Annotated in this window: 9 protein-coding genes and 1 tRNA gene; 4 read left to right on the top strand and 6 right to left on the bottom strand. The window is 66.8% G+C overall.

What is annotated here, in order from left to right:
• Nucleotides 1-7 precede the first annotated feature (7 nt).
• Nucleotides 8-805 carry a glucose 1-dehydrogenase gene (locus IFT87_RS13085; protein ID WP_031441113.1) on the bottom strand — a complete coding sequence of 266 codons (798 nt, stop codon included), beginning with the start codon at nt 803-805 and terminating at the stop codon, nt 8-10.
• A gap of 82 nt (nt 806-887) precedes the next feature.
• Entirely contained in the window at nt 888-1,154 is a 267-nt protein-coding gene (locus IFT87_RS13080) for a hypothetical protein (protein WP_031441112.1), read from the bottom strand.
• 148 nt (nt 1,155-1,302) lie between these two features.
• On the opposite strand from IFT87_RS13080, the gene IFT87_RS13075 reads away from it, so the two are divergent.
• Nucleotides 1,303-1,392, top strand: a tRNA-Ser gene (locus tag IFT87_RS13075).
• 248 nt (nt 1,393-1,640) lie between these two features.
• On the opposite strand, the gene IFT87_RS13070 is transcribed toward IFT87_RS13075, so the two are convergent.
• Nucleotides 1,641-1,943, bottom strand: a complete 303-nt coding sequence (locus IFT87_RS13070; RefSeq protein ID WP_192008770.1) for a hypothetical protein — start codon at nt 1,941-1,943, stop codon at nt 1,641-1,643.
• Between the two features lie 39 nt (nt 1,944-1,982).
• Here IFT87_RS13070 and IFT87_RS13065 point away from each other — a divergent pair, with 39 nt between their 5' ends.
• Complete coding sequence (locus tag IFT87_RS13065) at nt 1,983-3,464, top strand: hypothetical protein (protein WP_192008768.1); 1,482 nt, start codon at nt 1,983-1,985, stop codon at nt 3,462-3,464.
• A 93-nt stretch (nt 3,465-3,557) separates the two neighbouring features.
• On the opposite strand, the gene IFT87_RS13060 is transcribed toward IFT87_RS13065, so the two are convergent.
• Entirely contained in the window at nt 3,558-6,650 is a 3,093-nt protein-coding gene (locus tag IFT87_RS13060; RefSeq protein WP_249403334.1) for a TonB-dependent receptor plug domain-containing protein, read from the bottom strand.
• A 609-nt stretch (nt 6,651-7,259) separates the two neighbouring features.
• Between IFT87_RS13060 and IFT87_RS13055 the strand changes: the two genes are divergently transcribed.
• Nucleotides 7,260-10,709, top strand: a complete 3,450-nt coding sequence (locus IFT87_RS13055; RefSeq protein WP_192008767.1) for an amidohydrolase family protein — start codon at nt 7,260-7,262, stop codon at nt 10,707-10,709.
• A gap of 37 nt (nt 10,710-10,746) precedes the next feature.
• Here IFT87_RS13055 and IFT87_RS13050 read toward each other — a convergent pair whose 3' ends face one another.
• Complete coding sequence (locus tag IFT87_RS13050) at nt 10,747-13,290, bottom strand: PepSY domain-containing protein (RefSeq protein WP_192008765.1); 2,544 nt, start codon at nt 13,288-13,290, stop codon at nt 10,747-10,749.
• 185 nt (nt 13,291-13,475) lie between these two features.
• On the opposite strand from IFT87_RS13050, the gene IFT87_RS13045 reads away from it, so the two are divergent.
• On the top strand, nt 13,476-14,786 hold the full coding sequence (locus IFT87_RS13045) for a metal-dependent hydrolase family protein (protein WP_192008763.1): 1,311 nt from the start codon (nt 13,476-13,478) through the stop codon (nt 14,784-14,786).
• Nucleotides 14,787-14,838: 52 nt separating this feature from the next.
• Here the strand turns inward: IFT87_RS13045 and IFT87_RS13040 are convergent, their stop codons facing one another.
• On the bottom strand, nt 14,839-15,174 hold the full coding sequence (locus IFT87_RS13040; protein ID WP_192008761.1) for a hypothetical protein: 336 nt from the start codon (nt 15,172-15,174) through the stop codon (nt 14,839-14,841).
• Nucleotides 15,175-15,255: the final 81 nt, after the last annotated feature.

Genomic DNA, 15,255 nt, shown 5'->3' with positions numbered 1-15,255 from the left:
AGCGCGGTCAGCCGTTGTCGCGGAAACCGGGATACAGACTCATCCCGCCGTCGACGGTCAGCGTCGATCCGATGATATAGTCCGCGGCATCGGACACCAGGAACAGCGCCGCACGCGCGACATCGTCGGGTTCGCCGATCCGTCCATAGGGGATGAGCTCGAGCAGCGCGTCGGCGGCATCGCCCTTGGTCGCATCGGCGTTGATGTCGGTCGCGATCGCGCCGGGCGCCAGCGCATTGACCCGGATCCGCTCCTGCGCGACCTCCTGTGCCAGCGTGCGCATCAGCATCCCGCTGCCGCCCTTCGACGCCGCATAGTTCGCATGCCCCGCCCAAGGGATCGTCTCGTGCACCGAACTCATGAACAGGATCTTGCCGATCGCCCGACCAAAGCCGCGATCACCCTGCGCGCGGAAGCGGCGTACCGCTTCGCGCGACACGAGGAACTGGCCCGTCAGGTTGACGTCGATGACGCGGCTCCAGTCCGCTAGCGTCATGTCCGCATAGCCCGCATCCTTCTGCATGCCGGCATTGGCGAACACGACGTCGACGCCGCCGAACCGCGACACGGTCTCGTCGAACAGCCGGAGGACGGCATCCTCGTCCGCGGTATCGGCCTGACAGGCAAACGCCTTGCCCCCGCCCGCCACGATCCGCGCGACCACGTCGTCCGCCGCCTCGCGATTGCTGTTGTAATTGACCGCGACGCGCGCGCCGGCCTGCGCGAAGAGCAGCGCGGCGGCGCGTCCGAGGCCGGAGCTTGCACCGGTGACGATAGCGGTCTGTCCGGAGAGATCGATGTGCATGGGGCTCGCTTTCGCTAGACTGTCGGGAGTTGCGTCCCCAACGCCCGCCTTGCCAAAGCTATCCGTCTGCCCCCACGGGGGGCTAGTCGTCCAGCGTGTCCGCCGTCCGCAGCGCGCGCACATAGGCCTGCGCAGCCTGTTGCTCGGTCGCGGTCTTGAACGCGTCACGAGGGTCGGGCGCATCGCCGAGCGTCGCCAGCACGGCCCACAGCGCAAACCGCCGGCCGGTCTCGCGCTCGGTCCCGAACGCGATCCGGACGCGCTCGAGACCGTCATCGATCGCGATCGTATCCAGCGTATCGAGATCGGTCGTGCCGAAATAATGGGTGAGCATCGCGTCGAGATCCATGACGCAGCGCTGCCCGAGCCGTGCGATCGTGGCAAGCCATGTCTAACGGTCGGCCCCCTCCGTGCGAAAGAGTTGCGCAACGCTCCACCCCGACCTAGATGCCGGTCGCACGCGCCCCTCCGCCATCGCGGCGGCGCGGATACGGTGCGGAAGAGTGTCCGAGTGGTTTAAGGAACTGGTCTTGAAAACCAGCGTAGGGGTAACTCTACCGTGGGTTCGAATCCCACCTCTTCCGCCAAAGCGTCGTCTCAGCTTGCCTCGCTTAGGCTAATGACAGCGCCCAAGGCCACGTCTCCGGCGCGTTCGCATCCCCGGAGAACCGAACCGGTTCATAAACAGCGCTAGTAAATCGGAGTGACTGTCAGGGCACCGGGTGAGCCCGGACGTCCAGAATGGGAGCAAGCATTCTTACAGACGGTGCTTGAAGATCGTCTGTACCGGTACCCTGGTCTCGGAATGACTTGATTTCGGGCTCGGTCAGGAGCTTCATGTACATCCGAATGCTTTGAGGTAATGCGGGGCTTCAGACAAATGAAGCGGTGGTTGCTCTTCATCCTGGGTGTGGCCGTCAGCGTCCCGGCGCAGGCGCAGCTTGCGGCACCGGTGAAGAATGGCGACTCGACCATCGTCGTCACGGGCAACCGAAGCCGCGAGTCGAAGGTGGAGTTGAGCGAGTGGCGAATGGCGGAAACGCCGCACGTCGTCGTGTTCAGCCAGGGCGACGAAACTGCGTTGCGGCGCACCGCGCACAATCTCGAAAAGCTGCACTTCCTGCTCTCGGTCCTTCATGGCCGGGTGGATCAGCCTGACGAGACGATCAAGATCGCCGTGACGATGATCGGCGATGTCGCATCGTTCGAACAGCTTCGACTGACCGAGCTGCGCTGGCAATATGGTCCCTTCCCGCAGGCGTTCGAAAAGACGATCTACTATGATCCGCGCGAGGAAGGGTCGGTGCTCGCAACGACCGAGGAGGGCGTGAACCTGGTTCTTCAGCCCTCAGTCGGCCGCAAGACGAGCCGCAATTGTACGCGCGAGCAGGACCGAAACCCTCCAATCGTTGATTACTACATAAGCCCCAGGGTGACGGCGACCGGACAGCCGACGTACGACGTGAACCAGATTCTCGGACAGCTCGCGGTGAACGAGATCGCCTTTTGCCAATGGGCCGAATCCCGCGTGTATGCCGCCTTCGCCCAGAACTACCTGATGACCTATTTTCCGGCAGCGTATCCGCGCTGGTATCTTCAGGGGTTCGGAGAATTGTTCGCGACGATGGAAGCCGGCGACGACTTCGTGGAATATGGCCACCTTCCGCCTGGCTACGCGAAGGTCATGCATCATTACGGTCTGTATCCGGTCACGCACATCCTCGACGGGCGCTATCTCTCGGGCAAGGGTAGGGCCTGGACGCCCTATCACGCATGGCGGCTGGTCCACCTTCTGTATTTCTCCGAGGAGTGGAAGCCGCGGCTTCACGATTATCTGAAAGCCCTAGCACGGGGTGACGACTTGCCGACCGCCGCGAGCGCCCTTGGCAATCCGAGCCAGTTCCAAAGCGCCGTGACCGCCTACCGAGGCCGCAAATTACAGGCTGAAAAGATGGCCTTTCCGGCCAATCGCGCGCCGGAACCCAGCATCCGCCGTCTGACCCTCGCGGAGGCCGGGCTGATCCGTGGCCGGCTTGAACTCGGCGCGCGGATCGAGGTGCCCGACGCCGGCCCCGACCGTGAGAAGGCGCTCGCACGGCGCTCCGCGTGGCTCGACCGGCTTCGCGACAACGCGACACGCTTCCCCGCCCTGACCGAAAACCATCTGCTCCTGGCCGAGGCCGAATGCCGCACCGGCAATCCCGAAGCCTGTCTTGAAGCCGCTGAGAGGGCGATTGCACAGTCACCGACGGAAACACGCGCGCTGGTGTGGAAAGGCACGGCGCTGACGCAGCTGGCTGTGCGCGCTCCCGCCGTCGAACGTCGGCAGCGGCTTGCAAACGCGAGACGTTTCATCGTCAGGGCCAACCGCCTGGACCCGGAGAGCAGCCTCGCGCTGATCGCGTATCACGACAGCTTTGTAACGGCGGGCGAGCAGGCCCCGGATGTCGCGGTAGAGGGGCTGTACAAGATCGTTCAGTCGGCGCCCGCCGCGCCCGGTCCGAGACTGAAACTCGGTGAGGAGCTGATCGCCCGCGACCTTCGGGGTGAAGCGCGCAGAATGCTGCTGCCGGTCGCCAAAGGGGCGTTCGCAACGCCGGAACAGCCCGTCGCCGCCGCTTTGCTGTCGCCAGCGGGGGCGACGGAGCCGGGGCGTTAGCGGCTGCTAAAATCCGGCGTTCGCAGACCGTAGCACGTTGAAACATCGCCGGGGTCCTTATCCGGACCCCGGCGATCACGTCAGTCGGTAACGTTACAGCCGCAGCGAGACCCCTGCGACGAGCTGCCGGCCGAGCAGGTCATACCCCATCACGGTATTGCCGCGCAGCAGCCCGATCCGCGAACGGCTGTCCGGGATGAGCGGCGGATCGCGGTCGAAGATGTTGTTGGCGGCAAGCCGGAACGTCATCTGCTTGTTGATGTCGAAGCTGAGCGCGACGTCGATCCAGTTGTACGAACCGACACCCGGATATTGATCGCGCCGGGCGCTCGCGTCCTGGGCGGGGATGCCGGTGTCCTCGGGCGCGTAGATATCGAGCGGCATCGCGCCGCGGTGGCGCCAGTTGACCGACAGGCTGGTCGTGCTGTCGGGCGCGGTCCAGGTGGTGCGGAGCTGGTGCTTCCAGCGCGGCATGCTCTCGCCGCAGAGATTGCCGAAATATCCCACGCAGTTGCGCGGTTCGATCGTGGGCGACGATTGCGAGCCGACGCGGGTCATCAGCGTCCCGTTGAAGCTCATGTCGAGCCGGCCGACGCCGCCCAGACCGACATTATACTGCCCCTGGAAATCCCAGCCATGCGACTGCGACTTGTAGCCATTGGCCGAGCCGCGAGCCACCCAGCCCGTCGACGGACTGGTCGCAGGCGAGCTCGAGAGCGTGCCGGTGCCGGGATTGCGGACGATGCCGCGGCAGAAATATTCGTTCCCGGTCGCAAGGCACTCGCCGATGATGTTCTGCGGCTGGAGGAAGTCGAGCTGGTCCTTCAGATCGATCAGCCAGCGGTCGATCGACACCGTCAGGCCGGGTATGAAGCGTGGGCGCAGCACGACGCCGAAGGTCTTGGTGAAGGCACTTTCGGGCGTCAGGTTGAACCCGCCCTCGCGCACGGTGCAACGATCGTCAGGGCAGATCAGCGAGGCACTGCCATAGAGATTGTCGGCAAGGCCGGTGTTGCGGCATTGCTGCAGCGTCGCCGACGGCGCCAGTCGCGCGCCGTTGGGGTTCGACGGATCGATCCGCGGCGCACAGGGATCGGCATAGAAGCCCTGGTTCCAGAAGATGTTGGCGGCACCCTGCGCGGTGCTGACGCCCGGTGCGGCCTGGGACTTGTTGTACGAGGCGCGCAGCGTGATGTCCGCCACCGGCGACCAGAGTCCCTCGACCTTCCAGGTATCGAACTTGCCGTCGAGCCGGTTGTACTGCGACACGCGGTAGCCGGCGTTGACCTGCAACAGCTCGGCGAACCGGCGGTGTTCGATCAGCGGTGCCTGGACCTCGGCATTGGCTTCGAGGATGCTTTGCGTGAAGCGCTGGTTCTCGCCGCCGTTATTCTGCTGGAAGACCTCGTTGACGATCGTGCGTTCCATCTCCTCGCGATATTCCGCGCCCAGCGCGATCGCGATGCCCTGGTCCGCAAGCGGCGAGGTAATGCCGTATCGGCCCAGATCGCCGCTGACGGTGCCGACGAACTGCAACAGGCGCGGAATGCGCGTGCTGATCCCGCCGGTCGCGCCACCGTAGAGATACTGGTTGAGCGCCGTATCCTGGTTGAACGGCGCGAACGCGTTGAACGGCACGCAGGACGGATCGGTCCCGTTGACGACCGCACGACAGGTCGGCGTGCCGTTGACCCGGACGACGTCGAGCGAGCGATTGATGTTCTCGAAGCGCGCGAACGGCACGTCGATGGTGTCGAGCCGCGCGCGCGAGATCATGCCCGCGACATCGTACGACCACACGCCGTCAAAGCCGCGCCCGCGCAGCCCCGCGACGATACGATAGCCCTCGTTGGTGAAGCGCTGCCGCACCAGTGGCAGCCCGTCGAAGCGATAGCGGACGTCGATCGGCGCATATTGTCCGGCGACACCGGCGTTGTCGCCGCACAGATCCCGTGCCTGCGAGGTCGACAGGAACGCGTTGTCGCAATTCACGCGGAACGGGTCCGAGCCGTACGCACCGAAGTTGAAGGTGCGGTTGAGCTGGGTGTTGTAGGACTTGTCGCGGTAGAACAGCCCGTTGCCGTACAGCTCGATGTCATCGGTGATCTTGGCGGTGAGGAAACCGCCAAGGTTGACGCGGTTGAACGCGCGCTGGACCGCCCAATTGTCATAGGGGTTGGCCGACGAGCCCTGCGGCCCGCTGTTGATCGGAATGAAGGTCCCGTTGCCGTTGGGATTGTTGACCAAGATCTGCCCGGCGCGCGGCCCCGACTGCGGAATGATCGTACCGGCGGGCGTGAAGCTTGCACGCGAACAACCGAGCGGCGAGGTGTTGGTCGGCTGGACCGCCTCGCAAACCGAATAGGAGCGATCGACAAGTTCGATCGGATTGGACTGGCGGTAATTGATGAACCCGGTGATGTTCACCCGGTCGTTGAACAAATTGGTACCCGCCGCCAGGCTGACGTCCGAACGACCACCGTCATTGGTCAATCCGCGCTTGGCGGCGAAACCCGCACGACCTGCCGCCTCGGTGACCGCGTTGCTGCCATTGTCGTGATTGTAGAAGCTGTAGTTCGCGTCGAGCCGGATGCCTTCGAAATTCTTCTTCAGCACGAAGTTGACGACGCCCGACACCGCGTCGGATCCATAGACGGACGAGGCACCACCGGTCAGCACGTCGATCCGCTCGACCAGTGCGTTGGGGATGATGCCGACATCGACCGTGTTGGCGAGGCCCATGCGAAGACCGTCGATCAGCGTCAGCGTGCGCTCATAGCCCAGGCTGCGCAGCTTGATGCGCTGGCGACCTTCGGAATCGCTGAAATTCTGTTCCGAGTTCACCTGCACCTGCGGCAGGCGATTCAGCACCTCCTCGATCGTCGTCGCGCCCTGTGCCGCGATTTCCGCGGCGGTCGTCGTCACGATCGGTGCGGCGGACCGGTTGTTCGGCCGCGCGATGCGCGTGCCGGTGACGACGATGTCCGACGCTTCCCGCCGTTCGCCGGTGCGTTCGGCATCTGCAGCGAGCTTGGCGGAGGCGACGGGATCGCCGATCGCGGTCTGGCTTTCCTGCGCACCATCGGCCGCGCCTGTATCCGACGCCTGGGCCTGCGCCTGAGCCGGCATCGCAAACAACGCCGCGACGCAACATGTCGTAGTCAGAAACCCTTTGAACAGCACCATTCCATTACCCCCCATGTTGCCGATCGGGTCACATGGATGGTGATGCATCGTATCGTTTGCCGCCGACCCTGTTCGGAAGCGTTCGATGAACAACAGGACGCCCTTTCATCGGGATCTGTCGCCCCGTGACCTTGCTGACCTTGTTCGGCATCACCATCCGGACCCTCGGACAGGCACATGCTGTCACGTCCCAAATATCAAAACAATACCAATAATTTCAGAAATGACACGCGGTATGGATTTTGTGTCGTAACGGTCTCAATCGGTATCAATGACAGCACTTTGCGTTCCTCAGGCCGCACCATTCCGCTTCGGTTGCAAGTTCGTCCCCTATGGAGCTGTATCCGCTGGGGTCATTGCTATAGGTCGTCGATCAACGCGTCCAAAGCGCAAGCAAGGCGGATAAACTTGCTTGCGACGCGACGCTCTAGACCCGGCGTGACGTGCTCTCGCCTTCCATCCACTTGTGACCGGCGAAGAACACGTCCAGGACCAGTGGAGAGCGGAATGACGACGACAGGACGAGAAGCGACCTGATAAAAGAAATTTGCGAGTGACGATCGCGATCAATCGGTTAGACCCTGCCGCACAAGGGGGGATCTCTACACCATGAAGCACCGCGCACTGACCGCCATCGCACTTTGCCTCGTCGCCACCGAACTGGCCGCACAGACCACGCCGCCACCGGCCGCCAGGCCCGTCGAACGGACCCAGGCGCCCGAGAATCAGGCGACGGTGCCCACCCCCGCGACGACCCGCGCCGACCCCAACCCGTCGCCTCAGCCCGTCGCCGCAGCCCCGGTCACTGCCGCCGTGCCCGCCAATGCGTCGGCTGCCACATCCAAATCGTCCGCCAAGCCGCCGGTCTGGGACGTCATGCAGCCGCGTGGACTAAAGACGCGCGAGGTCGCCCTGCGTGTCGACGAGGGCAGCTGGATGAACGTCGACGTCTCGCCCGACGGCCGGCTGATCGCCTTCGATCTGCTCGGCGACCTCTACACCATGCCGATCACGGGCGGCACGCCGCGACGCATCGCCAAGGGGCTGGCGTTCGAGCATCAGCCGCGCTTCTCGCCCGACGGCCGCCGCATCGCCTTCACGTCGGACCGCGGCGGTGGCGACAATATCTGGGTGATGAACGTCGACGGCAGCGACAAGCGCCAGGTGACGAACGAGGATTTCCGCCTGCTCAACCAGCCGAGCTGGAGCCCGGACGGCCGGTTCATCGCCGCGAAGAAGCATTTCACGACCGGCCGCTCGCTCGGCACGGGCGAGATCTGGCTTTATCACGTCTCGGGTGGCGGCGGCGTCCAGCTCGTCAAGCGCGCGAGCGAGGTGCTGCAGAAGGAACTGGGCGAGCCGATCTACGCGCCCGATGGCAAGAGCATCTTCTACACGCGCAACATCTCGCCCGGCCCGATCTTCGAATATGCGCAGAATTCGCGCACCGACCTGTTCGATATCGAACGCTATGACGTCGACAGCGGCGAGGTCAGCACCGCGGTCTCCGGGGTTGGCGGCTCGGTCCGGCCGACCCCGTCGCGCGACGGCAAGCGGATCGCCTTTGTCCGGCGCGAGAACAACGTCACCAAATTATGGGTGAAGGACTTCGCGACCGGCGTCGAACGGATGATCTATGGTCCGCTCGACCGCGACGTGCAGGAGACATGGGCCGTTACCGGGGTCTATCCCGACATGGCCTGGACGCCGGGCGACACGGCGATCGTCTTCTGGGCGGGGGGCAAGCTGCGCCGGGTGGCGCCCGACGGCTCGGGCGCGGCGGTGATCCCGTTCCGCATCGACGATACGCGCGTCATCGTCGATGCGGTCCATCCGCAGATCGCGGTCGCACCCGACCGGTTCGCGACGAAGATGCCGCGCTGGGCCAGTGTCTCGCCCGATGGCCGCACCGTCGTGTTCGAGACGCTCGGCAAGCTGTGGACCAAGCCCGTTGCGGGTGGCACCGCGACGCGGCTGACGCGCGGCGCGGACGAATTCGAACTGTTCCCGAGCTGGTCGCGCGACGGCCGCCAGATCGTGTTCGTCGGCTGGACGGACACGGGCCTCGGCCAGATCCGGACGATCGCGGCAGGCGGCGGCTTGCCCCGCACCGTCACGACCGTCGCCGGCCATTATCGCCGCCCGCGCTTTTCACCCGACGCGCGCACGATCGTGTTCGAACAGGGCCCCGGCGGCGGGCTGACCGCGGCGCGGGGCAATCCAGACGCCGGGGCCTACCGCGTCGCCGCCAGCGGCGGTGCGCCGGTGCGGATCGCCAAGGAGGCGAGCGGCCCGCAATTCGGGGCGGCGAACGACCGCGTCTTCCTGATGGCGACCGAGAAGGACAAGCGCCAGCTGATCAGCACCGACCTCAACGGACAGGACCGCCGCGTCCATGCCTCGGGCGAGCTGGTCAATGACTATCAGATCTCACCACAGGGCGATTACGTCGCCTTCCGTCAGAATTACGAGGCGTTCGTGATGCCGCTGATGCCGGGACGCCAGGCGGTCGAGACCGATGCCAAGGGCGGCCCCCTGCCCGTCACCCGCGTCAGTGGCGACGGTGCGGACTTCATCAACTGGTCGAACGACGGCCGGCAGATCCACTGGAGCGCGGGCCCGACGCTCTACACGGCCGAGACCGCGGCGCTGTTCCGCGCGGTGCCGACGCCGAAGGGTGAGGACGCGCCGAAGTTCGTCGCGCCGCGCACCGGCACCTCGCTGTCGATGGACATCGCCGCCGCCAAGCCTGACGCGACGGTGGCGCTGACCGGCGCACGCGTCGTGACGATGGCGAAGGCCGATGGCGGGATCATCGACGACGCCACGATCCTGATCCGCGGCGACCGCATCGTCGCGGTCGGGCCACGTGGTACGATCGCCATTCCCGCAGGCGCGAAGACCGTCGACCTGGCGGGCAAGACGGTTATCCCCGGGTTGGTCGACGCGCATGCGCATGGTCCGCAGGGCGAGGACGAGATCGTACCGCAGCAGAACTGGTCGGCGATGGCGAACCTCGCGCTCGGCACCACGACGATCCACGATCCGTCGTCGCGCTCCGCCGAAATCTTCCCGGCGGCCGAGATGCAGCAGGCCGGCATGCTGCTTGCCCCGCGCACCTTCTCGACCGGCGAGATCGTCTATGGCGCGAAAGCGCCCGACGTCTATGCGCAGATCGACACCTATGAGGACGCGCTCGCCGTCGTCCATCGCCTCAAGGCGCAGGGCGCTCGCAGCGTGAAGAACTACAACCAGCCACGCCGCGAGCAGCGCCAGATGGTCGTCGCGGCCGCGCAGGCGGAAGGCATGGAGGTCGTGCCCGAGGGCGGCTCGCTCTTCACGCTCGACATGAGCCTGGTGCAGGACGGCAATTCCACGGTCGAGCATAACGTCCCGCTCGAGCATTTCTATGCCGATGTGGTCGATCTCTGGTCGCAGACGACGGTCGGCTACACGCCGACGCTCGTGGTCGCCTATGGTGGGCCGGCGGGCGATCCCTATTGGCGCGCGCACAGCGACGTGTGGCGGCATCCGCTGCTCGCCCGCCATGCGCCGCCGGCACTGCTCGCGGCGCAGAATGCGCGACGCGAGATCGCGCCCGAGGAGGATTATGTCGATGGCGCAACCGCACGAGAGGCGCGCAAGCTCGCGGTCAAGGGCGTGCCCGTGGCGATCGGCGCGCACGGCCAGCAGCCGGGGCTTGGCGCGCATTGGGAGTTGTGGAGCTTCGTCCGGGGCGGGTTCAGCCCAATCGAGGCGCTGCGTGCGGGTACGATCGAATCGGCACGATCGCTGGGATACGCCAAGGACGTCGGATCGCTCGAACCCGGCAAGCTCGCCGATCTGGTCGTGCTGACCGCCGACCCGACAAGCGACATCCGCAACAGCGACAAGGTCGCGCAGGTCATGCTCGGCGGCCGCCTTTATGATGCGGCAACGCTGAACGAGACGATCACCGGCACGCGCAAGCGCCAGGCCTATTGGTGGGAGAGCGGCAGCGCCGGCGCCGATACGGGCGCACGCATCACCGTCGGCCACGGACACGGGGATGTCGACTGACATCCCCGGTCGGAACCGGCGCTGAGGTCGACGGCGGTCAGTAGATGTCGCGGCGGTACAGCCCGGCCTCGCTCATCGCCTCGACCCGGTCGTCGCCGAGGATGATCCGGAGTTCGGCATCCACCGCGCCGGCCATCCCGACGAGACTGCCGCAGACATAGATCGCCGCCCCCCGGTTCGCCCAGTCGAGCATTCGGTCGGCCTGTTCCGCGACCAGCGCCTGGACATAGCGCCCGCAGCCCGCATCGCGCGAGAAGGCACGGTCGATCCGCTCGAGCGTACCCGCGGCATGCAGCGCATCGAGTTCGGCGGCGAGCGGGCGATCAAACGCGCTGCTGCGTTCGCCATAGAGCAGCCAGGCGGGCGCGCCGCCGGTCCGCGCCCGCTCGCGCAGATGCGCCATCAACCCGGCGAGGCCGGTGCCGTTGCCGATCAGCACGAGCGGGGTCGCCGGATCCATCGGTGTCGCAAACCCCGGATTGGCGCGAAGCCGTATGGCGATAGGATCACCGATCGACGCCACTTCCGTCAGCCACCCTGAACCGATGCCGAGCCCGCCATCGGCTGCGGGACATTGCCGCACGAGCAGCTCGACACGGCCCGACTCTGGTAGCGACGCGACCGAATATTCACGATGCGCAAGCGGCGGCAGCGCCAATGGATCCCGTCCCCCGGCATCGAACGTCGCGGGATCGGGCAGCGTAGCCTTGGCGAGTCCCGCCGCGACCCGGCCGTCATCGACGATCCCGCAATCGGCCAGGAACCGCGCGACGCGGGCCGGATCGTGACGCGGCTCGATCTCGGCGATCGCACCCGGTGCCCAGCGCGTGCCCGCGGGAATGCCGAGCTCGACCCGGTACATCGGCGCGCCCGGGCTGTCGGGATTGAGCCATGTTCGCGCGACCAGCGGCCAGGCGGCATAGTCCGCCGGCTGCCAGTCGGGCTGCGCCGGATCCGCGCCGATCGCGTGAAGCTGTTGCTGCCACTGGCGTTCGCCGTCCGCATCGGCCGCGTCGAGCTCGATCCGGTCGAACAGGCGCTGCGCCCCACTGGCATGCAGCCACGAGTCGGCGCGCTGACCAAAAGCGCAATAGTCGGGATATTCGTGGTCGCCCAGCGCCAGCACCGCGTAGCGGACCCCGTCGAGATCGGCCGGCGTGGCCATGACGCGGCGCTCGAACGCCCGGGCAGCGTCGGGCGCATCGCCCTCGCCATAGGTCGCGACGACGAACAGGACGGTGCCGGCATCGCGCAGATCGGCTGGCGACACCGTCGCCAGCGGCCGGATCGCAGCACCCGGGAACGCCGCAGCGCTCAGCCGTGCGAGACGTTCGGCAGTGCCGGTCTGCGAAGCGTGGACGACCAGCACGCCGGGTCGGTCCGCCCCGCCGTTGTCGGCCGAGGCGGGAACCGCGACCGCCGCGAGCGCCCGCTTGGTCCGCCGGCGGCCCAGATACAGCAGCAGGCCGGTGACCGTGAACAGCGGCATCGTCAGGCTCGTCAGGAACAGCGCGATCCGCCCGGGCAGACCGAAGAATGCCCCCGTGTGGAGCGGGTAGATGCTGGTCGCGATCGTCTCGCCGACGCCGCGCTCGGCATAGCGCTCCGCCTTGGTCAGCGCGCCGCTCCGCGCATCGAAGCGGAGTTCGTCGGTCATCCGGTCGGACCGCGCGCCCAACGGCACCATTCGCATCGTCACCGGTGCCGCGCCCTGCGGGACCGTGATCGTCACCCGGTCGAAACGCGAACCCTCGCTACGCCGGAACCCCGCCCAGGCCGGGGCGATCGGTCGCGACTCTTCCGCCACCTCACCCCGGTCGCCGCGACGGCCACCTGGCGCGCGCCCCTCGCGCCCGCCACGTTCCGGCCGCTCGGTCGTACCGGTCAGCATGTACCGCGCACCCCGCTGATACCAGTCATAGGACCACCAGAGGCCAGTCGCCGCACTCAGCAGGTAGAAGACGAGCACCCAGCCGCCGATCACCGCATGAAGCGCACGGTACAGGTTGCGCCCGGTCTTGCGCAGATCGAGCACGAACCACGCCCGCCAGTCGAGCGGGTGGCGCGGCCAGCGCAGATACAGCCCCGACACCGCGAAGAAGACGAGCGCCAGCGCGGACAGGCCGGTCAGCTGGCTGCCGATGCCGTTGCGTCCACCCGGCAGCGCGAGCCAACGATGCAGATTCTCGATCGTGCGAAACACCCCCGCGCCGATGGCGGTGCCGAGCAACCGGCCGGTCCGCGGATCGATATAGCTGCGCTCGCCACCGCGCTGGCCCTTCTTCGCGGCGAAGCGCACCTGCGCTGCGAGCGTGGGATCGCGCTCGATCGTCAGGTCCTGCACCCGCTTGCCCCCGCGCTGCGCGGACGCGGCCCGAACCAGAGCATCGGGCGATAGCCGTGCCGCATCGCCCGCCCCATTCGGCAGCGGTGCGAGCGTCACCACGCCTGGGCTGAGCGCCGCCATGATCTCGTCCTCGAACGCCATCGCGGCGCCGGTCACACCCATCAGTGCGAGCACGAACCCCGCGGTAATCCCCAGAAACCAGTGCATCTGGAACAGCACGCGGCGCAGCGTCATTGCGCGCAGTCTCGAACGATCATCATCTGCCTTCAGCCCCCCCGATCACGGATGCCGCACTATCACGTATTGCTATTGGTTCTCAAGTGCAGCTTTGAGCGAGTGTTGGCGGACGGTCGTCGTCACGCATCGACGCTTGCCCGGACGTCGCGGATCGGCAAGCATGCACCAAAGGGGAGAGACACATGAAGACCGCGATACTGGTTGCGCTGGCCGCGGCGACCGCGATGCCGGCCGACGCGCAAACGGCGCCACCGGTTGTGACCTATATCCAGGCCGGCACGCTGCTCGATCGGCCGGGCCAGGCGCCGCGTGGCGCGACCACGATCATCGTCCGCGACGGCAAGATCGCCGCGCTGCGTGACGGCTTCGTGGCGCCTGAGGCCGGCGCGACACTCGTCGACCTGCGCACCGCGTTCGTGATGCCGGGCATGGTCGACATGCACGTCCATCTCTGGGGCATCGGCGGCGACCCGATGCGTGCGCGGCTCGAGGCGATGACCCGCGACCGGTTCGATGACGAGATGACCGCGGTCGCCAATGCACGGCAGACGCTCGCCGCAGGGTTCACCTCGGTCCGCGATCTTGGCGGCGATCCGCGCGGTATCCGAGCTTTGCGTGACGCGATCGATGCAGGCGCGATCGAAGGTCCGAGCATCACCAATGCCGGCGAGATGATCTCGGTCACCGGCGGTCATGGCGATGGCGGCAACGGCCTCGCCGAGGAATTCGCCAATATGGTCCATGGTCGCGAGGTCAATGTCTGCAACGGGCCCGATGACTGCCGCCGCGCGGTCCGGGCACAGGTCGCGCTCGGTGCCCGCGTCATCAAGTTCGCGGCGACCGGCGGCGTGCTGTCGAACGTCAGCGGCGGCCTAGGCCGCGCGATGACCCCGGACGAGATGCGCGCGATCATCGACACCGCGCACATGCTCGGCCGCAAGGTCGCGGCGCACAGCCACGCGACCGAGGGAACCCGCGCCGCGCTCGAGGCGGGGGTCGATTCGATCGAACACGGCACGTTTCTCGACGACGAGACGATCCGCCTCTTCAAGACCAGGGGCGCCTATCTGGTGCCGACCGAGATCGCACCGGTCGCGGCACTGGCGCAGGCACGCGGCGGCGCCCTGCCCGCGGCCACCATCGTCAAGGCCGAGTCCGCCGCCGCGGCGATGGCCGCCAGCCATCGCCGTGCCTATGCGGCCGGCGTCAAGGTCGCCTTCGGTACGGATACCGGCGTGTCGAAGCACGGCGACAATGCGACCGAATTCGCGCTGCTCGTGCAGAACGGTCTTACCCCCGCACAAGCCATCGCCGCGGCGACGAGCGGCGCGGCGGATCTGCTGGGGCGGGACGATATCGGCACGCTCGCGCCCGGCAAGACCGCGGACATCATCGCGGTGCGGGGGTCCCCACTCGACGACGTCAACCGGCTAACGCAGGTCGATTTCGTCATGCACCGCGGAGTCGTGGCGAAGGCGATCGCGGCGAAGTGATCGTCATGCGGCGGCGGCCCCTGCGCATCGAGCGCGCCGCCGCCGTAGCGGCTCAGGCGGTCAGTTGACGCCGCCGGACCTCGCCGAGCAGCGCTTCGGCGGCGGGGTCGCCGACCTCGCCTTCCGTCGCGCGATAGGCGGCAATTACATCGGCATCCGACGCCGCGGCCAGCAGGCCCCGGACCTCCGCGTCGAACGCATCGACCTCACCCGCCGCAGCATCGGCGGCGTCGTCGCTGCTGATCGCCGGTGCGTCGGCGGGCGACGGTTCATGCGCCATGATCGCGTCCTGCTTGAACACGTCAAAGGCGTCTGCGGCCTCGTCACGCTCGACAAAGGCGATCTTGAGCGAGGTGAGCAGATCGAGCGGCGATGCGATATTTTCCATATGCTCACGGTAGGCACGGGCCCGCGAATGGCAAGCGCGATCGCGTCTCAACGGGACAAGTCCGTCGCTCGCTGGCCACGG

Origin of the sequence: Sphingomonas sp. CFBP 8765 (assembly GCF_014841445.1) — a bacterium.
Lineage (GTDB): Bacteria > Pseudomonadota > Alphaproteobacteria > Sphingomonadales > Sphingomonadaceae > Sphingomonas > Sphingomonas aerolata.
The sequence above is the reverse complement of the archived record's forward strand: the minus strand, read 5'-3'. Positions and strand labels throughout refer to the sequence as shown.